Origin of the sequence: Actinoplanes sp. NPDC051851 (assembly GCF_040681165.1) — a bacterium.
In the GTDB taxonomy this organism is placed as follows: Bacteria; Actinomycetota; Actinomycetes; order Mycobacteriales; family Micromonosporaceae; genus Actinoplanes.
Genome location: NZ_JBFAYF010000002.1, coordinates 13,227 through 33,878, shown reverse-complemented (window position 1 = coordinate 33,878; position 20,652 = coordinate 13,227). Strand labels below are relative to the sequence as shown.

Genomic DNA, 20,652 nt, shown 5'->3' with positions numbered 1-20,652 from the left:
CGGTTACTGAAAGTACCCGTTACGGAATGCTGATAAGCGTGTCACCGGTGCCGCTGGAGGTGAGCTCCTGAACCTGGACGTGGGCGATGTCGTCGCGTGCGGTTCCGGTCACGGCCTGCAACATCAGCGGGGACGGGTTGGCCGCGGTGCCCCAGCCCTTCTCGCCGATGGTCCAGCTGGCCACCCGCTCCGAGGTGCCGTCGGTGTGCACCAGCACGAGCGCGCAGGTCTTCGGGCCCTTGATGTTGGAGACCGCGAAGGAGACCTGGGTACCCCAGTCCTTCTCCTCCAGACCGACGGCCGCACTGACCCCGCTGCGCGGGTCGGAGCCGCTGTAGTTCGTGCCGGGCAGCTCGGTGCCACCGATGCCGACGCCGTCGCTGTCCGGCAGCGGGTCGAGCTGGCTGCTGTCGCGCTGCGCGGTCGTGCCCGGCGTGGTGCTGTCGCCGGCGCCGAGCCACTTGCCGCCGGCGAAGAGCGCGCCGATGGAGAGCATCGCGAAGACGACCACGGCGGCGGCGAGCGAGTAGAGCCGCTTGCTGTTCGCCCGGCGCCGGTCGGTGCGCACCTCGCGGATCACCTTGGTGAGCAGGACGCCGTCCTTCTCCGACTTCTCCGCGGCGAGCAGAGCCTCCGCGTCGACGTCGGCGAGCACGTCCGCCACCTGGACGAAGGACTCCAGCTCATAGGCGCACTGCGGGCACTCGATGAGGTGGTCCTCGAACCGGGCGGCATCACGGGCGTCGAGCACGCCGAGGGCGTACGACGCGACGTCGTAGTGCTCCTCCTGCGTCATTGTGTCACCCCCCGCTGCTGCAGAGCCGTACGCAGTGCACGAAGAGCGTAGTACACCCGCGACTTGGCCGTGCCCAGCGGAAGGTTCAGAACCTCGGCCGCTTCGGGGACCGTACGTCCCCGGAAGTACGTCTCGATCAGGATCTCCCGGTGCGAGTGACTCAACTGGCGGAGCGCGTCCGACACGGTCATCGACTGCAGCACCCGATCGGTGTCGTCCGCCGTACTCGGGAAGCTCTCCAGCTCCCGGTCGTACGTCTCGGCGGGCCGCGCGTTGGCGCTGCGGTGCTCGTCGATCGCGATGCGACGGGCGACGGTCACGAGCCACGGGCGGAGCGACTGCTGCCCCTGGGCGCCGAGCCGGTGCGCGTTGCGCCAGGCCCGGAGCAGGGTCTCCTGCACGATGTCCTCGGCGCGCTGCCGGTCACCACCGGTCAGCCGCAGCACGAACATCAGCAACGGTCCCGCGTGCTCTTCGTAGAGCAGCTTGACCAGCGTGTCCTCGTGACTCGGGGTGCTACTGGCCGCGGCACCGTGCCGGGCCGACTGCTGCCGGGGGATCACCGAACCGTCATCCTGCGCATCACGGCCTCCGTCGAGAGCCTGCCACCTATTACCGGAGTGTCGTGCCATCACACGCACCCTCTCCGGCGCCAGCCGATCCTCGGCCACCGCATGCATCGATACCTCCGCCCGGACCTTTCCCCGTCGCCTGAGATACGGCTGTGGGGCCGGCCGGGATCAAAGCCGGTCGAAGATTTTCCGGGACACGCGGTCTCAAGGGTCCTCCGCTGTGGGTGATGCAGTGACGACGATCATGACGGCGCGCCGAACGCCGATCAATCGGGAGCATTGATCTGCGACGATTAGGACGCCGGGTAAGGCGGAATACTACTCAATACCGAGCGACCGTAGACACGCCCCTGAGAATAATTTCCCCGGACGCGGGAGAGCGTGATCCCGGAGCGTGAACGAGCGATTCCGCAGCGTGCTTGTAAGCACGTATTGACTGATGAAAGGCATGGTGAGCGGTCCGTACGGGGGATAGTGGAATACCGCTCGTACTCTTTTGGGCGTCACCCGGCCGGGAGCGCTCCCAATAGCCGGACTCGAATTCGCCCGGGTCCGGGCCATGATTTCCGGATCTTCACGGACGGCCGAAGTGGACACCGATCCGCCCACTTATTGGGACGCCGACGTCCCTCGTGTGTGCTCGAGCACAGACGCCCGGCGGGCCGGCCGTGTCTCTGGACCGGGCCGGGTGCGAGGCGCGGCCGGGTTCCGAAACGCGGGCTAGCGCAGCCGGGTCGTCGCCAGCGCGAGCGCGCGGTGCAGCACCCGGGCGTCGCCGAGCATGCCCCGCAGCCGCCGTTCCAGGCCCGCGATCGGCACCAGGTTCTGCGGCGCCCGGGGGTCCTTGTACGCCGCCGACGCGAACCTCGGCACCGTCGCGCCGGAGATCTCGGCCAGCTCGATCGCCTGATCCGCGGTGAGGTCCGGCGAGCACTCCACCCGGACGATCCCGGACCACGGCGCGCCGTTGCCGCCCGGCAGCCGCAGATACCAGGTCCAACCGCCCCAGACGCCCTCCAGACGGAAGACCGGCGTCCGCTGGGTCGGCCGCAACGAGGTCACCACCCCGGTGAGCGCGGCGGGCAGATAGTGCTTCTGCTGGGTCTTGATGTACCCGATGGTGCGCGGCAACTGGCGGCGGCTCCGGAGAGGACCGTCCACGATCAGCAGATCGGCGCCGTCCGAACCACCCGCGCGCGCGGCGCTGGAGATCTCGATCTCCAGCGCCGTCAGCGACGGTTGCACCGCGGCGGGCAGCCTACTCGCCTCCCCCGGGCCCTCCAGCTTGTGGATCGTGTAACAGATCCGGTCGGCCCGGAGGTCGCCGACCGACGGGCTCGCCGTGAAGAGACCACGCCGCACCTGCGCGTCGACCAGGTCGGCCGCGCCACGGCCCAGATCACACCGGACCACCCCGGCGGCGTAGGAGGCGGCCAGCCCCGGGAAGGAGGTGCCGTCCTCCTCCGCCGTCCACAGTCCGGCGTCGTTGCGGCGCACGCCGTCGACCAGGAACACCACCTCCGGCACGAGGTCGTCGCCCGCGGCCTCGATCGGCGCCCAGTCCGCCGCCCGGATCTCGACGTCGGTGTCCACCTGGGTGCTGCTCGAGGAGGAGGGCCCCTCGCCACCCTCGTAGGAGGACCCGTACGACGGGTCCCACGCGTCGACGAACATCCTGGTCACAAGCCGGCCCTTTCGACGTGGGCGGTACGCGCGTCCTTGTGCACCTCGAACCGGACCGGCACCCGCTCGGCCAGCGCCTGGACGTGGGTGACCAGGCCCACCATCCGGTCGCCACGGGCCGCGAGGTTCTCCAGGGTGGCCGCGACCACGTCCAGGGTGGCCGCGTCCAGGGTGCCGAAGCCCTCGTCCAGCACGATCGACTCCAGGCTGGCCGCGGTGGTGCTCATCCCGGCGAGCTGCTCGGAGAGGGCGAGCGCCAGCGCCAGCGACGCCTGGAAGGTCTCGCCGCCGGAGAGCGTGCGGACACCGCGGCGCAGTCCCGCGTCGTGGTGGTCGACCACGAAGAACTCGCCCTTGTCGTGGATCAGTTCGTACTGCCCGCCGGTGAGCTCGCGGAGGATCCCGGAGGCGCCGTCGACCAGCAGGTCCAACGCCTCCTCCAGCAGCCACCGCTCGAAGTTGTTGGCCCGCAGGTGACCGGCGAGCGACTTGGCCACCCGGCCCTCCCGCTGCAGGGTGAGCCGCTGCTCCTGCTGCTCCCGGGCCTGCTCACGGCGCTCGTCCAGGCGCTTCCAGGCCGCCTCGGCCCGCTCGGCGGTGACCGCGGCGGCCCGGATCAGGGTGGCCTCGGCGTCCTCCGGCGCGGCGGCCGGGGGCTGCACCCCGGCGTCGGTGAAGAGCCCGGCGACCGCGGTGTGCGCCGCCGTCGTGGCCGCCCGCGCGGCGTCGACCGCCGTCTCCGCCGCGGCCCGGGCCGCGGTCCGGGCGCCGTGCTCGGCCCGGGCCCACTCGACCAGCGTCCGCCAGGCGGCGGCCAGGTCGTCCCGGTCGGCGGGCGGCGGCACGAAGCGGGCCAGGCCGTCGCGGACCGCGTCGAACCGGCGCCACGCCGTGCGCTGCTCCTCCTCGGCCGAGGTGACCACGGCCTGCGCGGCGCGCAGCCGGTCCCGGGCGGCCCGGACCGCCGCGGTGGCGTCCTCCAGCCGCCCCTGCAACCGGCCGAACTCGGCCAGCTGCTGTTCGATCGCCGCCGCGCTCGGCAGCGCCTGCACCGCCTTGCGCACCTCGGCGAGCCGGCCCCGGTGGTGTTCGTACTGGCCGCGCTTGCGCTCCAGGTCGCTCTCCACGTTGCGGGCCACCGCGTCGCGCTGCTGCCAGCGGGCGGTGGCCTGCTCGGCCGCCTCACGGGCCGCGTTGCCGGCCGCCTCGGCGAGCCGGACCGCCGACTCGCCCGGCACCTCCGGCACCACCGCGACCTTCTGCTCGCAGACCGGGCAGTCGTCCCCGGCGGCCAGGTGCCCGCGCAGCGCCGCCGCGCGGTCCCGCTGCTGGGCATCCCGGTAGTCCTGGCGGGCCTGCTCCAGCAGCTGCTGGGCGCCGAGGTGCTCGGCCTGGGCCAGATCGGCGGCGGCCCGGGCGTCGTGGCTCTCCACCTCGGCCACCGAGACCTTGCCGGCGAACCAGCCCTCCTGCTCGGTGAGGCGGGCCAGCTCGGTGTGCCGGTCCAGCGCGACCCGCAGCGATCCGGCGTCGCCGGCCCCGGCCAGCCGGCCGCGGACCTTCTCCTCGGCCTCCTCGGCCTCGTGCACCTCCTCCGCCGCCTTGGCGGCGGCGTTCCGGGCGGTGGCGATCGCTCCGGTCGCCTCGTCCAGGTTCTCCGGGGTACGCACCGCGGCGAGGGCCCGGAGCTCGGCGTCGACGGTGTCCCGGGTGCCGACCGCCGTCGCCTCCGACTCTCGTGCCGCCCGCAGGCCGGGCATCGCCGCCTCGACGGCCCCGGTCAGCTCGCGCATCCGGGTCAGATGCCCGTGGGCCGCCTCGACCGCCTCGTCGGTGGCGTCGTCCAGCCCGGCCAGCGACTGCTCCACCACGGAGAGCTTGGCCTCCGCGGCCTTACCCCGCTCGGCGGCCTTGATCTGCACGTCCTCGTAGACGTGCAGGCCGAGCAGGTTGACCAGGATCTGCTGCCGGGTGGCCGGCTTGGCGTGCAGGAAGTCGGCGAACTGGCCCTGCGGCAGCACCACGCAGCTGGTGAACTGCTCGTACGGCAGGCCGACCGCGTCCAGCACGGCCTCCTCCATCTCGGCCGGGGTGCCCGCCAGCGCCTCGCCGAGATCCTCCAGGTCCATGCCGGTGTCCAGCTTGGTCACGTCGAAGCCGGGCGGCATCAGCTGCAGCCCGGCACCGGCCGTCTTGACGTTGCCCCGGCCGTCCCGGCGGACCACCCGGGTGGCGACGTAGCGGTCGCCGGCCGACTCGAAGACCAGGCGCACCCGGGCCTCGACGGCCGACGGGGCGAGGGCGTTGGCGATGCCCCGGGCACCGCCCCAGCGGGGGACGGTGCCGTACAGGGCGAAACAGATCGCGTCGAGCACCGTCGACTTGCCCGAGCCGGTCGGCCCGACAAGAGCGAAGTAGTCGGCGTCGGTGAAGTCCACGGTGGTCGGATCACGGAACACCGTGAACCCGGCCATGTCCAGCCGAAGGGGCCTCATTTGTCGCTGCTCACCTCGTCGTACAGCTGGTCGAAGAGCTCGCGGACGCCCTCCTCGGCGTTGCCGCGACTGTCCAGGTAGTCCCCGAAGAGCTCGCGCGGGGACCGGCCGGCCCGTTGCGCGGCACGCTGTGCCGTCCGGTCGGGCAGCATGTCCGGGTCGATGCGGACCTCCAGGGCGTTCGGCAGGAGCTCCTGCACGTCCTCGCGCAGGCCGGGGCGGGGCGCCTCACGCACCAGGACACGCAGCCAGGCCTCCGGAAGGTTCACCTTCGCCAGCTGTTCGAGATCACCGCGGACGGTACGCAGCGGCCGGGCCGAGGTCACCGGCACGTCGCGGACCTGCGCGGCCCGGTCCACGGCCACGTCGACGACCGCCACCGAGCTGACGTTCTCCTCCTCGCCGAAGTCGACGGCGAGCGGGCTGCCGCTGTACCGCGTCGGGCACGGGGCGATCACCCGCTGCGACCGGTGCAGGTGGCCGAGGGCGACGTAGTGCGCGTTCGGCGGGAACACCGTGGCCGGTACGGCGTACCCCATGATGGTGTGCGCCTCCCGCTCGCCGCCGCCGGTGCTCGCCCCGACCAGGGTCAGGTGTGCGGTGACCAGGTTGACCACACCCGGCTCGTCGAACGACTCGCTCAGCTTGCCGATCAGGCGGGCCACCAGGTCGGCGTAGGTCTGGTTCGCCTCCGCGGCGGTGAGGTGGTACATCTCCGCGGCCCGGATCGCGAACCGCTGGGAGAGGAAGGGGAGCGCGACCAGGCGCCAGCGCTCGCCCCCGGCGGTGGTCCCCTCGATCAGCAGGTCCCGCGGGTCGTCGCGGAACGAGCCGCGCAGCTCGATGCCGGCCGCGTCGGCCCACGGCCGCAGCGCGTCCAGGGCCTGGCCGTTGTCGTGGTTGCCGCCGATCGCCACCACCCGCGCGCCGGTCTTGCGCAGCGCGGAGAGCGCCCGGGTGACCAGGCGGGTCGCCTCCGCGGTAGGCGCCGCGGTGTCGTAGAGGTCACCGGCGACGATCACCAGATCGGGCTGCTCGGCCTGGGCGATCTCGATCACCTGGGCGAGCACCCGCTTGTGCTCGTCGCGCCGGTCACGGCCCTTGAGGACCTTCCCGACGTGCCAGTCGGAGGTGTGCAGGATGCGCATCGTCGAACCTTAGTCGGTAGCGCTCAGAAGGGGATGTCGTCGTCGGCCCCGCCGCGCCCGCCGATCACGGCGAAGGGGTCGGCGCCCTGGACGATCGAGCGGAGCGACTCGGCCGGCGGCGAGCCCGCCTCGGACTTGCGGGTGGCCCAGGCCGGGAAGGGGAACTCGACGCAGAGCGGCACCGGGATGTCCGGCTGGTTGACGAACATCGTGCCGGGGCGGGCCAGCAGGGCGCGCTGGCGCATCGCGGTGGGGAGGAAGCCGTACTCCGGGCGGGAGGCCTCGGCCGGGTCGAGGCGGCCGACCACCCGGATCGCCGAGTTGGTGACGATCCGGCGCTCCACCTCGCTGGCGGTCTGCTGGGCGCCGATCAGGATCACCCCGAGCGAACGGCCCCGCTCGGCGATGTCGAGCAGCACCTCCTTGATCGGCGAGGAGCCCTCGCGCGGCGCGTACTTGTTCAGCTCGTCGAGGACGACGAAGAGCAGCGGGCGGCCGGTGCCGGACTTCTCCTTCTCCTCGAACTCGCTCTTGAGCGTCACGCCGACCACGAACCGCTGCGCCCGGTCCGGCAGGTTGTGCAGGTCGACCACGGTGACCTGGGCGCTGTCCGCGGTCTTGATCTGGTGCGGGCGGCGCTGGGCCAGGTCGCCGCGGATCAGCCGGGAGAGGTCGCGCTTGCTGCCGATCAGGCGCCGGGCGAACGCGTTCACGGTGCCCATGTTGACCGCGCTGCCCGCCCAGATGGAGCGGGTGTCGTCGTCGGTGAGCTGCTCGACGACGTGGTCGACCAGGTCGCCGTACGACCCGATCCGGCGGCCGTCGATGCTGATGCCGCCCTCGGCCGGTACCGCGTACCGGTGCAGGTGGGCGGTGACCGAGTGGACCACCATCGTGTACTGCTGGCGCTCGTCGTCGGCGTCGGCGAAGACGTACGGCAGGAGCTTCGCCGAGCAGAACTCCTCGAGCGTCCAGTAGAACGCGTCGACCCCGGTCAGCCGGCTGCTCACGTCCGGGGCGCCGGAGGAGTCGCCGGCCCGCGGCGGCGCGTAGACCCGGACGTCGGTGAACGGGGCGGCCGGCAGGTCGAGCAGCTTGTAGTACGCCCGGGTGCTCTCGTCCAGCTTGGTGTTCGGGTGGTCGAGGAAGAGCAGGTCCTCGCCCTTGACGTTGAAGATCAGCGCACGGGCGTTCGCACCGTCCGCCCCGAGCTGACCGGAACGGAACACCGAGTACAGCAGGAACGTCGCGAAGCTGGTCTTGGTGGCCACGCCGGAGATGCCGGAGATCGAGACGTGCGCGCCCCGGGTGCCGTCCAGGAAGTCGGCGTTGAGGAAGACCGGGACGCCGTCGCGGCCGGTGCCCATCGGGACCCGGCGCTCCATCCGGTCGAAGTGCAGGGCGGCGTCGCGGTCCTCGCCGGTGGCCCGGTGCACGATCGCGCCGGGGGCGGGCGGGACGTAGAGCTCCGGATCGACCCGCGTGGTGGTGATCTCGGCGGCCTCCTGCACCATCGCGGGCAGCGTGCCGTCGGCGATGGCGAAGACGTCCGAGTCGAACTGGGCGCCCTCGTGCCGGGCGCGCACCTGGGTCACCACGCCCGAGATCGTCACGGGCTCACGGTCCGGCAGCTCGCGCGTGGTCGTCACGACGTCGTCGAGCTGCAGGTAGCTGTCGGGCGCGACGGCCGTCCAGAACTGCAGCGGGGTGGCATCCGCGGTGCCCAGGACCCGCCCGACGGGGTTCGGGGCAGGCGCAGCTTCGTCAGACATGCCGATCATGGTGCCTCAGAGGTACGACAAAATGCCCGTCGCCTCGGTCGTCCACAACTTCTGGGGTTCATCCACAGAGTTATGCACAAGATCTTGATCACCTATCGACGACACGCGGGCCGGTCCTGCGGGCGTACCGGAGGAACAGCATGTCCTGCCGCGTGAGCGCGTGCCGCAGCGACATCTCCACCGGAGGCGCCGGCGGACCGGTCGCGATGCGGCCGGCATCGCCGCCGACCAGCAACGGAGCGACCGTGAGGCAGAGCTCGTCGACCAGATCGGCGGCGACCAGCGCACCCAGCAGACCCGGGCCGCCCTCGCAGAGCAGCTGGGTGGCGCCGCGCTGCTGCAGCATCATCACCCCGGCCACCAGGTTGACAGTGTCGTCACCCAGAGCGATCACCTCGGCGACCTCTCGAATCGGCGAGGGCGGCGCCGCGCGATGCGTCAACACGATCGGGCGGATCGGCGCGTCGGAGAAGACAAGCTGCTCAGGGTCGAGATCCAGGGAGCCGGAGACGATCACCATGAGCGGGAACTCGGGCAGCCCCCGGGCCAGCCGCCACTCCCGCGCCGCCGGGGTGAGCCGTAACGCGTCGTAACGCTCGGCGCGGAGCGTGCCGGCCGCGACGATCAGGCCGTCGCAGACCGTCCGCAGGGTGTCGAAGACCTCCCGGTCCCCCGGACCCTGCAGCCCGCCGGAGAGGCCGTCGACCGCGACCGCGCCGTCCGCGCTCGCGATGAAGTTCACCCGGAGGGTGGGCTCCGGGTTGCGCGGATAGCAGGCACGCAGGCCCTCGGCGGTCGCCGGGAGGACACCGGTCATGAGCCGGGCGGGCCGGTGACCGGCGGGACGGGCACCGGCTCGCGGTGCTGGCAGTCGCACCAGGATCCGCCGCGGCACTCGTGGTGCCGCCGCTCCCGGCAGGCCGGACAGATCATGAGCACGACCCTACTTGCCCCACACCGGCCCACTTGTCCAACACCGGACAACGGTGGCACTCCCGGGGAGCCCGGATGCTTACTCTAAGTTGTGAAACCCTGCATAGACATGCAGCTTGACGGGCGGGACATGGTCGTGCAATCGCCCCGAAACGCCAGGTAGGCACGCTGTTCAACAAGGACGGCGGCACCGGTCGTCCGTGACGGGAGGAGTTACATGTTGCTGCGGGTTCGAGTCACCCTGCCGGACCGTCCCGGCGCCCTCGGCCAGGTCGCGCGCACCCTCGGGGTGGCCGGCGCGGACATCGTGCAGGTCGTGGTGCTGGAGCGCCTCGGCGGCCGGGCCGTCGACGACTTCACCGTCGTGTGGCCGGGCGCCTCCCGTGTCGAGCGTCTCCTCGCCGGTCTCGCCGCCATCCCCGGCGTCCAGGTCGACGGCGTGTGGCAGGCGATAGGAGCACCGGTCAACGGCGGCCACGACGCCGAGCTGCTCGCCCAGGTCGCCGCGAACCCGGCGGACGGCCTGGCCACCCTGGTCGACGCGGTCCCCGGCCTGCTCGCCGCCGACTGGGCCGCCGCGGCCGTCGTCCCGGCCGACTGGGCCGCCCGCAACGGCGCCAACGGGGTCGGCTCCGAGCCCCGGGTGGCGTACGCCTCCTGGCGCGCCCCGTCCCCGCTGCACCTGCCCGAGGTGACCCCGCTGCGCGCCCGCCCGTTCGCCGAGCCCGGTGGCCCGCGGTACGCCGTCGCCCCGTTCGGCCGCGCCGGGCTGGTCCTGCTGGTGGCGCGTACCGACGAGGACGACATGCAGGCCGCCGCGTTCCACGTCACCGAGGTGGACCGGGTCGCCCAGCTGGTCCGCGCCGCCGCGGTGATCCTCGGCGACCGGCTGGACACGGCCGGCACCCCGGCGGCCACCGCGCAGGCCTGACCTCCACCCGCCGGCATCCACCCACCCGACATCCACCCGGTGTGACCGTCCGCACCGGATGTGTGATCGTTCTAACCCACGAAATCCCAGCTCAGGCAATAGCCGCGCAACAACGCCGGGGCACTCTTGAGTTCAGCGAACGAAGGGAGTGCCCCGCATGGCGTTGTGGCGGATCCGTGCCACGGTCGACGACCGGCCCGGCTATCTTTCCGTACTCACCGCGAGCCTCGCCCTGAAGTCGGTGAACCTGCTCGCCGTCCAGGTGCACACCACCGAGGCCGGCGCGGTGGACGACTTCCTGGTCGACGCCCCGGAGACGATGACCGAGAACGATCTTCTCGCCGCGGTCATCAAGGGTCGCGGGCGGGACGCGTTCGTCGCCCGGGCCGAGGCACAGGGATTAGTCGATCAGCCCACCCGCGCACTGGCTCTGGCCGGGCGCCTGGTGCACGATCCCGAGGCGCTCGGCGAGACCCTGGTCGCGCTCCTCGACGCGACCGACGTCCGCTGGCGGCCCCGTCCCCCGGCCGACCAGCCCGGCGTGCACGGCGGGCGGATGACCCTGATCGACCCGGCCGGCGGCTCGTACGAGGTGCTCCGCGCCCTCCCCGCCTTCACCCCGGCCGAGTACGCGCGTGCCCAGGCCCTGGTCGAGCTCTCCGCCGCGGTCGTCCGCCACCAGCGGGAGAACGTCGCGCTGATGCTCGCCGACGGCGCCGAGGTCACCCTGCGCCCGGCCGGCCCGGACGACCTGGGCGCCCTCCGCGAGCTGCACGACGCGTGCTCGCCCGCCACCCTGCGGCACCGCTACCTCGGCGGGGGCGTCCCGGGCGAGGCCCGGCTGCGCCGTCTGCTGCAGCCGGCCGGCGGGGTGACCCTGCTCGCGGTGGCACCCACCGGGCGGGTCGTCGCGATGGCCACGCTCACCGCCGAGGGCGACCTGGGCGAGATCTCGGTGCTGGTCGAGGACGCGTGGCAGCGCCGTGGCCTGGGCACCGCGCTGCTGCGGCGGCTCCGGGCGCACGCCGACCGGGGCGGGTTCGCGGCGCTGGTGGCGTACACCGGGGCGGAGAACGTCGCCCTGCTGCGTGCGCTGCGGCGGCTCGGCCCGGCCTCCACCGAGCGAGACGGCGGCGTGGTCAGCGTGACACTGGCCGCCGCCGGCCAGCCGGAGAGGGCGCCCGCGACGTCAGGCTGACGCCGGCCGGAGAGGGCGCCCGCGACCGTCAGGCTGACGCGGTCCGTCCGTGCTCCACACACGACGCCGTCCAGGATGTCGGCAGCACCTGCACCTTCATCCTGCGGCGGCACTCGGGACAGAACCGGGGCGGCTCGAGCTGCCGCGCCCGGGCGCAGTCCGCGTGGTCACCCCGGTCGGCGGGCTCGCCGCATCGGTCGCAGTACATGCTCAGAACGTCGCCGACAGGGTCTTGACCGGCATCTTCAGGTCGGCCAGCAGGTCCAGGTCGGCGGTGGCCGGGCGGCCCAGCGTCGTCAGGTAGTTGCCGACGATCACCGCGTTGATGCCGCCGAGCAGGCCGTCCCGGGTACCCAGGTCGCCGAGAGTGATCTCCCGGCCACCGGCGTACCGGAGAATGGTCCTCGGCATGGCCAGCCGGAACGCGGCGATGGCGCGCAGCGCGTCCCTCCCCTCCACCACCGGACGGTCGGCGAACGGGGTGCCGGGACGGGCGTCCAGGAAGTTCAGCGGGACCTCGTGCGGGTCGAGCTCGGCCAGCTGGGCGGCGAACTCGGCGCGCTGCTCGATCGTCTCGCCCATGCCGAGGATGCCGCCGCAGCAGACCTCCATGCCGGAGTCCCGGACCATCCGCAGCGTGCCCCAGCGCTCCTCCCACGAATGGGTGGTGACCACGTTGGGGAAGTGTGAGCGGCAGGTCTCCAGATTGTGGTTGTACCGGTGCACGCCCATCGCGACGAGCTCGTCGACCTGCTCCTGGGTAAGCATGCCGAGGCTGGCGGCGACCTGGATGTCGACCGCCTCCTTGATCGCCTTGACGCCCTCGCGCATCTGGTCCATCAGGCGCTTGTCCGGCCCGCGGACCGCCGCGACGATGCAGAACTCGGTCGCCCCGGTGGCGGCGGTCTGCCGTGCGGCCTCCACGAGAGAGGGAATGTCGAGCCAGACCGCCCGGACGGGGGACGCGAAAAGGCCCGATTGCGAGCAGAAGTGACAGTCCTCCGGGCAGCCGCCGGTCTTCAGCGAGACGATGCCCTCGACCTCGACCTCCGGGCCGCACCACCGCATCCGGACCTCGTGCGCGAGCTGCAGCAGTGCTGGCAGGTCCTCATCGGGCAGTCGCAGGACCTCGAGGATCTCCGCTTCCCCGAGGCCGGATCCGTCGGCGAGAACCCGGGCACGGGCCCGATCGAGGATGTCAGCCATGCCCGTACCCTACAGAGTTCCCGGGCCGCTGGAACTGTCGGCGGTGGGTGGTAGTTTCCGTTCCTCGTGATCTCAAGGGGTGTCGTGACCGGCTGGTTGGCGTCGCTGGATCGCCTGGCCCACGAGCGGGCCAAGGCGGGACTCACCCGTCGGTTGCGACCGCGGTCGGCGGACGACACCGTGGTCGACCTCGCCGGGAACGACTACCTCGGCCTCGCCGGCCACCCCGCGGTGGTGGCGGCCGCGCGCGACGCCCTGACCGCGTACGGGCTGGGCGCCACCGGCTCCCGCCTGGTCCGCGGCTCCACCGACGCGCACGAGGCGCTGGAGACCGCGCTGGCCGGCTGGCTCGGCGCCGCGAGCGCGCTGGTCTTCTCCTCGGGCTACCTGGCGAACCTGGCCGCGGTCCGGGCCGCCGCCACGGTCTGCGACCTGATCGTCTCGGACGCCTACAACCACGCGTCGCTGATCGACGGCTGCAGGATCTCCGGGGCCGAGGTGATCGTGGCACCGCACAACGACCCCGCCGCGGTCGCCGCGATCCTGGACGGGCACCCGGGGCGGACCGCCGCGGTCGTCACCGAGTCGGTCTTCTCGGTCGACGGCGACCTGGCCCCCCTCGACGGCCTGCACCGGGCCGTCAGCGCCCGCGGCGGCCTGCTGATCGTCGACGACGCGCACGCGCTCGGCCTGCTCGGGCCGGACGGCGCCGGCGGGGTCGCCGCCGCCGGGCTGGCCGGGGAGCCGGACGTGCTGGTCACCGCCACCCTCTCCAAGTCACTCGGCGGCGCGGGCGGGGTGGTCGCCGGGCATCCGACGGTGATCCAGCACCTGGTCGACACCGGCCGCAGCTTCATCTACGACACCGCGCCACCGCCGGCCGTGGTCGCCGGGGTGCTCGCCGCGGTGGAGATCGCCCGGGCCGCCGACGACCGGCGCGCGCTGCTCGCCGAGCGCGGCGCCCGGATCGCCGGCCGGCTGCGGGCCGCCGGCTTCCCCGCCACCGACCCGGCCGCCGGGGTGCTCTCCGTGCCCGCGCCCGGGCCGGAGGCCGCCGTGGCCTGGGCGGCGGACTGCCGCGACCGCGGCGTGGCGGTCGGGTGCTTCCGGCCGCCCTCGACACCGGACGGCAGCTCGCGACTGCGACTGACCGTGAACGCGGGGGTGCCCGAGGCGGACTTCGCCCGGGCCCTGGACGTGATCGTGGAGTGCGCACCATGAACGGCAGTTCCTCCTATTCCGGGATCGCGGTGACCCCGGCGCCGCGCGGGGCACGCAGCGGCGGGCACGGTCTGCCGCTCCCCAGCCCGCGGACGCCGGTGCTGGAACGGGATCCGCTCCAGGCACACGGCGGCGGACATCCGGTGGATCCGGCTCCGGGCACACCCGCCCCGCCCCTCGAGCCCTCCTCTCCCACCACATCCACTCCCTCCAGCGCGCCCGCCTCTCCCGGAGAATCCACCCCTTCCGACGCATCCGGCATTTCGGATACGTCGGATTCATCCGGCGCGGATGGCGCGGATGGCGCGGATGGCGCGGCGGACGGCGCGGACGGCGCGGATGGCGCTTCTTCGGGTTCCGCTTCCCCGGAGACGGCTTCCTCAGAGACGGCTTCCCCGGAAGCGGTGCCGGAGGTGCCCGAATCGCGGCAGGAAGCGCCCGCGCGCCGGGCCGAGCCGCACGAGTGGCACGGGATCGTGCTGGTGACCGGGACCGACACCGAGGTGGGCAAGACGATCGCGACCGCCGCGATGGCCGCGGCCGCGCAGGCCGCCGGGCTGCGCGTCGCTGTGATCAAACCCGGTCAGACCGGCATCAACACCGGCGCGCCCACCGACGCCGAGGTGGTCACCCGGCTGGCCGGGCCCGAGACGGTCCGCACCCTGGCCGAGTACCCCGAACCGCTGGCGCCGCTCGCCGCCGCCAAGGTCGCCGGGATGGCCGCGCTGGAGCTCTACGAGGTGGTCGACGCGATCCGCGCCGAGGCCGAGAAGCACGACCTGGTGCTGGTCGAGGGCGCGGGCGGGCTGCTGGTGCCGATGGGGCTGCGGCCCTCCGGCGAGGCCTGGACCTTCGCCGATCTGGCCACCACGCTCGGCGCCAAGGTGATCGTCGTCTCCCGGGCCGGCCTCGGCACGCTCAACCACACCGCGCTGACCCTGGAGGCGCTGAGCCGCCGCGGGGTGCCGGCCCGGGTGGTCCTCGGCGCCTGGCCCGACGAGCCTGAGCTGGTCCACTGGGCGAACCTCGGCGAGCTGGTCCCGCACCTGGTCGGCGCGCTGCCCGCCGGCGCCGGATCGATGGAACCGGGTGTGTTCCGGCGCTCGGCTCCGGGCTGGCTGACTCCGGCGCTCCACGGGGTATTGGATAATTGGCGCGTATGGGCCGAGGAAGCGGGCTGACCGCTCCCCCGGCCGCGCCACGTCCGATCCACCGCAGCGAGAGGCCCCAAGTGACGAGCGAAACAGGATCGTTTCCGGACCTCCCGAAAGGGCAATCGGCACGGGCAGCCGCCTTCACGCTGACCATCGACTGCGGCGGCGGCGGGATCAAGGGCTCGGTGCTGGACGAGGCGGGCACCATGCGGGCCCAGCCCATCCGGGTGCCCACCCCCTACCCCCTGCCGCCCGACCTCTTCGTGAAGACCCTGGTCACCCTCGGTGAGCAGCTGCCGAACGCGGACCGGGTCACCGTCGGCATGCCCGGCATGATCCGGCACGGCGTGGTGGTGGCCACCCCGCACTACGTGACCCGGAGCGGGCCGCGGACCAAGGTCGACCCGGAGCTGGTCGACGCCTGGCACGGGTTCGACGCGCGAACCGCGCTGGCCGAGGCGTTCGGGCTGCCCACGCTGGTGCTCAACGACGCCGAGGTGCACGGGGCCGGCGTGGTCGCGGGCACCGGCTGCGAGCTGGTGCTGACCCTCGGGACCGGGCTGGGCTGCGCGCTCTTCGACGGCGGGGAGCTCGCGCCGCACCTGGAGATGTCGCAGGCCCCGGTGCGCTGGGGGATGTCGTACGACACGTACATCGGGGAGCACGAGCGGCGGCGTCTCGGCGACGCGCTCTGGTCCCGCAGGGTCCGCAACGTGATCGAGGGCCTGCGCCCGGTCTTCCTCTGGGACCGCGTCTACCTCGGCGGCGGCAACTCCCGCCTGATCACCCCGGCCCAGCTGGCCCGGATGGGCGACGACGTGGTGGTGGTGCCGAACACGGCGGGCATCGTGGGCGGCGTACGCGCCTGGACCCTGGGACACTCCCGGTGACGCCCGCCGCGGTCCTCCTCGACTTCGGCGGCGTCCTGGCCGAGTCGGCCGCACCCGCCGTACCCCCGCCCGCCGGGCAGGCCGACCCGATCGTCCCGCCCGAACTGGTACTCCGCGTCTTCAACCTGATCACGGGGGCGCTCACCCCCGGTGAGATCAGGCGCCGGCTCACCGAGGCGGCCGTGGCGTACGCCGACTGGCGCGACGAGGATCACCCCGACGAGCTGTCCCAGGCCGAGGTCTGGGAGCGGTTCGTGCTGCCCGGCTGGCCGCCCCTGGTGCAGGCGCGGGTCCGTACGGCGGTCCCCCGCCTCAGCTACGAGTGGGCCTGGCGGGACAGCTGGGAGCTGCGGCCCGGCATCCCCGAGGCGCTGGCCGGATTCACCGCCGCGGGCATCCCGCTGGCCGTGGTCAGCAACACGCTCTGCGGCGCCGCCCACCGCGACTTCCTCACCAGGGTGGGGGTGGGCCACCTCTTCGCGGCGCAGATCTACAGCGACGAGGCCGGCGTCCGCAAACCCAACCCGCAGATGATCTGGAACGCCACCGACCAGCTCGGCGTCCCACCGTCCGCCTGCTGGTTCGTCGGCGACAGCCGCCGCCGGGACGTGGCGTGCGCCCGCCGCGCCGACATCGGCACCGCGATCCTCTTCACGTCCCGCCGCACGGTGACCGAGGACCCCACCCTCTGGCCCGCCCCCGACCACACCGTGGACGACGGCCACACCCTCTTCGCCCTTCTTTGACCCCTTCTCCGGTACGGCACCCGCGCCGCACCGCCCCCTCGGACGCGACCCGCGCCACGGGGCCGCGACCACCTGCCCACTCCCGCCCACCGCGCGGGTCCCGGTTCTGGCTGGTGCTCACGGGTGTCTCCAGCGGAGCGAGACACCCGTGAGCACCAGCCAGAAGAGCGGGCGCCGCGCGATGGGCGGGCCGGCCACGGCGTCGCGTCAGGTGGGGCGGGTCGCGCGCTTGAGGCGGGAGCGCAGGACGCGGGTGGCCAGCGGGCCGAGCTCGTCGACCAGTTCGACCAGGACGGCCAGCTGGGAAAGGGCGCTGAGGGCCTGGTCGGCGCCGGCCGGGTCGACGCCCTCGTAGAGTTCGAGCCCCACGAAGGCGGCCGCGATCGCGCGGGCCAGGCCGGGGATGTCGGCGAACTCGGAGAACGGGGAGTCGGCGAGGAGACGGTGCAGGACCGCCTCGATCTCGGCGGTCCAGAGCTGGAGGGCCTCGCCGGTGGGGCCGGCCAGCTTGTGGCCGGTCTGTGCGGCGGCGAGCAGCTGGGCCAGCATCGAGACGTTGCCCTCGGCCAGCTCCTCGGCGTGCAGCGCGCGGCCGACGTCGAGCAGCTCGCGGAGGGTGGTGACGGCGGCGAAGCGGTCGGCGTACCGGGCGACGCGGCTGCGGGTGGTGGTCACGCAGGCGGCGGCGAGCAGGTCGTCGACCGTGCCGTAGTGGTAGAAGATGAGCGCCTGGTTCACCCCGGCGGCGGTGGCGATGGTGCGGGCCGAGGCACCGGTCACGCCGTGTTCGCGGAGGGCGGTGAGGGCGCCGTCGAGCAGCTTCTGCTTGGTATCGGTCATCGCTCCTCCGAGAGTGCGACGGCGGGATCCGGCGGGACGACCGGGGAAGCCCCGGCGGCGTGTGGTGCCGCGGCCGGGGATACGCCGGCGGGGTGGGGTGGGGCGGCCGGGGATACGCCGGCGGGGTGGGGTGGGGCGATCAGCGCGTCGGAGAGCAGCTGGGCCAGCGGGGCGATCACCGGCAGGGCGAGGAACCACGCCGCGTACGCCCAGGGCAGTGAGACGTGTTCCATCCCCCGGGCCACCGCGGCGACGCCCGAGGCGGTGAACCCGTCGGGGGCCGTGTAACGGGCACGCCACAGGACGGTGGGATGGGCGGCCGCGGGCATGATGCTCAAGCCTAGGGGTGCCCGCCGGGCCAGGGCGTCCCGGGTGGCGGCGCAGGGACCGCAGTCGCCGTCGAGCCAGAGCCGGGCCGGGTCGACCCGGGCGGGGGAACCGGGTTGGGGGTGGGGACGGAAGCGGGGAATCCAGTCGCGGACCGAGCCGCGGTACGCGCGCCACGCCGGCCCGTGGCGGTGCTCCAGGTCGTCGCGTTCGTGCGGTGCGGCCACCCCGATCGAGAACGCCACGGTGGCGAGGACCACCCCGGCCAGCGTGACGCTGCGGGTGACCACGGCCAGGAGCGCGAGCAGCAGGACCATGCCGAGCTGCATCGGGTTCGCGACGTAGGCGTAGACCCCGGTGGTGACCAGGCGACGGGGTGGATCCCAGGGGAACGGGGTGCCGTCGCCGCGCAGCGCGAACTCGCGTACCCCCGCAAGCGGAACGAGCGCGAGCGCACCGCCCAGCTGGACCACCGCGAGGAGCGCGGGAGGCGGCAGCCGGAGCAGGTGGCTCCAGGAACCGTCACCGAGGGTGAAGGCCGCGGTCGGCACGAGCCACAGGGTGAGACCGGCGAAAACGGCCATCTGGAGCAGAAGCCGGGGGATCAAGTGGCGGCCCGCGGCGGTCCAGCGGCCGAGCAGCTGTGCCGGCAGAGCAACCGTGAGCAGGCCGATCGCGTCACCGGTCGGCCAGCCCGGCCCGAGGCGGAGCAACGGATCGAGAGCGGGCATCGCCAGCAGGTCGACCCAGAAGAGCAGGCCGAGCGCGATCGGCAGCGGAAGGTGACGGCGCAGCAGCACCGGGATCGGGCCCCAGAGCGCGGCCCAGCCCAGCCAGAGATCCACCGGCATCCCGCGATAGGCGCCGTCGACCCGCGCGAACGCGTACCAGCCGACGAGCTCGTGGGTGATCGCGAGGCCCAGAACCGCGGCCAGGAAGGCGAGGAGGGCACCCGCCCGTTCCTTCCGGTTCTTCCCGTACGCGCAGACGAGCACCACCATCGACGGAAGAGCCAGGGCGAGATACCGGGGCAGGATCATCGCGGGGTGAGCATGTCGAGCAGGTGCTCGGCGCCGGCGTGCATCAGCCGGTCCTGGAGCGGTCCGAAGTACCAGGACGGGTCGAGCCCCCGCCGGTAGTCGATCCGCAACGTCACCTCGGTCCGCCCGGCACCCGCCGCGTGCCAGCCGAGCGTGGCGTCGCGCAGCCCCACCCAGCGCCCGGTGATCGCGGTGTCCTCCAGCACCGCGAAGGTGACCCGCCCGGCACCGGCGTCGCGCACCTCGGTGACGATGTCGCCGCCCGGGCCGTGCGCGCTGCCGTGGTACGCGAACGTCCAGCGGTCGCCCGGCTCCAGCCCGTCGCCGTGCACGTGGTCCGGGACGGGCACCCCGAGCATCCGCAGCGACCACTGCCGGGTGCCGACCGGCTGCGGACCGGCCTCCAGCATCGCGGCGACCTGCTCCGGCGCCAGCGCCACCACCCGGCTGACCTCGACGGACTGCTCCGGGTGGACGCGCCACTGCGGGTTCACCCCCTCCACGCCGCCGACCAGCAGCAGCGGAAGCGGGATCAGCACCGGGAGCGGACGGCGGGGAGCCTCCTTCACCGCCTGGACCATCAGGGTGACGCCGTGAGCGACCGCGTAGACCAGCGGGGCGGCGAGCACGACACAGATCGCGCCCTCGTGCAGCGCCACCGCCGCGAGCAACAGACCGATGGTGGTGAGCCGGAAGACGCTGCCGTGCGTGGTCTTCCCCGGTTCGAGGGAGAGCGCGGCCGCGAGCACGGTCGGCAACACCACGAAGAGCAGTGCGCTGTCGCCCCGGCCGGATCGCACCGTGAGCAGGAAGAACACCGCCCCGAAGAGGGTTATCAGGCCGAACAGCACCACGTTCGCCCGCCGTATCGCCACCATCGGTCCCCCCGTTGCCACTCCTTGAGCAGTCGCTCAAATCCGCAGCCTAGACCGACTTGAGCGACTGCTCAAGTCCGGGTTTCGGCTGGTGCCCAGGGGTCCGTCGCTCCGCGCCGGGCACCCCTGAGCACCAGCCAGAGGAGTAACGTGGCCGCTTACCTGAAATCGGTGTAAGCATGTAATCACTGCAAGAACCAAGGAGGTCGTCATGCGCTTCCGTCCCGCCCCGCCCGGGGCCCGCACCGAGCCACCGCCCGCCGAGGACGCCGCCGCCTGGATCACCGGAGCCGTGCCGGACGGCTGGTTCATCGAGCCACCCGAGGTGATCACCGACCGCGACGAGATCATCGTCTGGGGCCGCCTGCCCGAGCCGGACCTGGCCGCCGACGCCACCGACGCCGACCGGGCCGCGGCCCAGGCCGGGCGGATCGCCCAGTTCCGGGAGGACACCCGCGACGACCGGATCCGGGTCGCCCGCCAGGTCGAGCACCGCTACCAGCGCAAGGTCGCGTGGGGCGCGCGCTGCGGGGACGGCTCCGAGCTCTGGACCCACCTGTCCGCCCCGGTGATGACCCGGCTGCGCCAGCCCGAGCGCCGGGTGCTGGACACCCTGGTCGAGGCGGGGGTGGCCCGCTCCCGGTCGGACGCGCTCGCCTGGTGCGTCAAGCTGGTCGGCCAGCACAGCTCGGAGTGGCTCGGCGACCTCCGGGAGGCCCTGACCAAGGTCGACGAACTGCGCCGCCAGGGACCCGCCTAACGCCCGGGCCGGGGCACGACCGCGCCCGAGGTGCGATCGGTTCCGGTCAGGGCGCT

At 73.1% G+C, this 20,652-nt stretch carries 17 protein-coding genes and 2 pseudogenes; 7 read left to right on the top strand and 12 right to left on the bottom strand.

The genetic code is table 11. The annotated features are described in order from the left end of the window. Nucleotides 1–19: 19 nt before the first annotated feature. From AB0M08_RS02685 to AB0M08_RS02655, 7 genes are all read right to left on the bottom strand, one after another. Complete coding sequence (locus AB0M08_RS02685; protein WP_364487264.1) at nt 20–796, bottom strand: zf-HC2 domain-containing protein; 777 nt, start codon at nt 794–796, stop codon at nt 20–22. After that, nucleotides 793–1,476 carry a sigma-70 family RNA polymerase sigma factor gene (locus AB0M08_RS02680; RefSeq protein ID WP_364487261.1) on the bottom strand — a complete coding sequence of 228 codons (684 nt, stop codon included), beginning with the start codon at nt 1,474–1,476 and terminating at the stop codon, nt 793–795. Before AB0M08_RS02680 ends, AB0M08_RS02685 begins: the two co-directional genes overlap by 4 nt. A gap of 612 nt (nt 1,477–2,088) precedes the next feature. After that, nucleotides 2,089–3,051 (bottom strand): hypothetical protein, encoded by a 963-nt coding sequence (locus AB0M08_RS02675; protein ID WP_364487258.1) that lies wholly within the window; start codon nt 3,049–3,051, stop codon nt 2,089–2,091. Then, nucleotides 3,048–5,546 (bottom strand): SMC family ATPase, encoded by a 2,499-nt coding sequence (locus tag AB0M08_RS02670; RefSeq protein WP_364487256.1) that lies wholly within the window; start codon nt 5,544–5,546, stop codon nt 3,048–3,050. The genes AB0M08_RS02675 and AB0M08_RS02670 overlap by 4 nt, the downstream gene beginning before the upstream one ends. Then, nucleotides 5,543–6,694: an exonuclease SbcCD subunit D gene (locus tag AB0M08_RS02665; protein WP_364487253.1), complete on the bottom strand. Its 1,152-nt coding sequence runs from the start codon at nt 6,692–6,694 to the stop codon at nt 5,543–5,545. Before AB0M08_RS02665 ends, AB0M08_RS02670 begins: the two co-directional genes overlap by 4 nt. A gap of 23 nt (nt 6,695–6,717) precedes the next feature. Then, on the bottom strand, nt 6,718–8,466 hold the full coding sequence (locus tag AB0M08_RS02660) for an ATP-binding protein (RefSeq protein ID WP_364487251.1): 1,749 nt from the start codon (nt 8,464–8,466) through the stop codon (nt 6,718–6,720). Between the two features lie 97 nt (nt 8,467–8,563). Further along, nucleotides 8,564–9,352: a pyrimidine reductase family protein gene (locus AB0M08_RS02655; RefSeq protein WP_364487249.1), complete on the bottom strand. Its 789-nt coding sequence runs from the start codon at nt 9,350–9,352 to the stop codon at nt 8,564–8,566. 273 nt (nt 9,353–9,625) lie between these two features. Here AB0M08_RS02655 and AB0M08_RS02650 point away from each other — a divergent pair, with 273 nt between their 5' ends. Together AB0M08_RS02650 and AB0M08_RS02645 are read left to right on the top strand one after the other, a co-directional pair. After that, complete coding sequence (locus AB0M08_RS02650; RefSeq protein ID WP_364487246.1) at nt 9,626–10,339, top strand: amino acid-binding protein; 714 nt, start codon at nt 9,626–9,628, stop codon at nt 10,337–10,339. 157 nt (nt 10,340–10,496) lie between these two features. Continuing rightward, on the top strand, nt 10,497–11,537 hold the full coding sequence (locus tag AB0M08_RS02645; protein ID WP_364487243.1) for a GNAT family N-acetyltransferase: 1,041 nt from the start codon (nt 10,497–10,499) through the stop codon (nt 11,535–11,537). Nucleotides 11,538–11,565: 28 nt separating this feature from the next. Here the strand turns inward: AB0M08_RS02645 and AB0M08_RS02640 are convergent. Both AB0M08_RS02640 and bioB read right to left on the bottom strand, forming a co-directional pair. Then, nucleotides 11,566–11,748 (bottom strand): annotated as a pseudogene (locus tag AB0M08_RS02640) (hypothetical protein); the annotation flags it as partial. After that, nucleotides 11,748–12,743, bottom strand: coding sequence for a biotin synthase BioB (bioB, locus tag AB0M08_RS02635; protein ID WP_364487240.1), 996 nt, complete (start codon nt 12,741–12,743; stop codon nt 11,748–11,750). The gene bioB and the pseudogene AB0M08_RS02640, both read right to left, overlap by 1 nt. Nucleotides 12,744–12,827: 84 nt before the next feature. Between bioB and AB0M08_RS02630 the strand changes: the two genes are divergently transcribed. From AB0M08_RS02630 to AB0M08_RS02615, 4 genes are all read left to right on the top strand, one after another. Then, entirely contained in the window at nt 12,828–13,964 is a 1,137-nt protein-coding gene (locus AB0M08_RS02630; RefSeq protein ID WP_364487237.1) for an 8-amino-7-oxononanoate synthase, read from the top strand. 413 nt (nt 13,965–14,377) lie between these two features. Then, nucleotides 14,378–15,145, top strand: coding sequence for a dethiobiotin synthase (bioD, locus tag AB0M08_RS02625; RefSeq protein WP_364487234.1), 768 nt, complete (start codon nt 14,378–14,380; stop codon nt 15,143–15,145). Between the two features lie 119 nt (nt 15,146–15,264). Continuing rightward, nucleotides 15,265–16,008 (top strand): ROK family protein, encoded by a 744-nt coding sequence (locus AB0M08_RS02620; protein ID WP_364488003.1) that lies wholly within the window; start codon nt 15,265–15,267, stop codon nt 16,006–16,008. After that, nucleotides 16,005–16,754 (top strand): HAD-IA family hydrolase, encoded by a 750-nt coding sequence (locus tag AB0M08_RS02615; protein ID WP_364487232.1) that lies wholly within the window; start codon nt 16,005–16,007, stop codon nt 16,752–16,754. The genes AB0M08_RS02620 and AB0M08_RS02615 overlap by 4 nt, the downstream gene beginning before the upstream one ends. A 207-nt stretch (nt 16,755–16,961) precedes the next feature. Here the strand turns inward: AB0M08_RS02615 and AB0M08_RS02610 are convergent, their stop codons facing one another. The 3 genes and pseudogenes from AB0M08_RS02610 to AB0M08_RS02600 form a co-directional block, all read right to left on the bottom strand. Next, nucleotides 16,962–17,534, bottom strand: coding sequence for a TetR/AcrR family transcriptional regulator (locus AB0M08_RS02610; RefSeq protein ID WP_364487229.1), 573 nt, complete (start codon nt 17,532–17,534; stop codon nt 16,962–16,964). Further along, nucleotides 17,531–18,961, bottom strand: a pseudogene (locus AB0M08_RS02605) (isoprenylcysteine carboxylmethyltransferase family protein). The gene AB0M08_RS02610 and the pseudogene AB0M08_RS02605 overlap by 4 nt, the downstream one beginning before the upstream one ends. Next, nucleotides 18,958–19,839 (bottom strand): hypothetical protein, encoded by an 882-nt coding sequence (locus AB0M08_RS02600; RefSeq protein WP_364487226.1) that lies wholly within the window; start codon nt 19,837–19,839, stop codon nt 18,958–18,960. The pseudogene AB0M08_RS02605 and the gene AB0M08_RS02600 overlap by 4 nt, the downstream one beginning before the upstream one ends. 208 nt (nt 19,840–20,047) lie before the next feature. Between AB0M08_RS02600 and AB0M08_RS02595 the strand changes: the two genes are divergently transcribed. Further along, the gene (locus AB0M08_RS02595) at nt 20,048–20,596 is read left to right on the top strand and encodes a hypothetical protein (RefSeq protein ID WP_364487223.1); all 549 of its coding nucleotides are present in this window, start codon (nt 20,048–20,050) and stop codon (nt 20,594–20,596) included. Nucleotides 20,597–20,652: the final 56 nt, after the last annotated feature.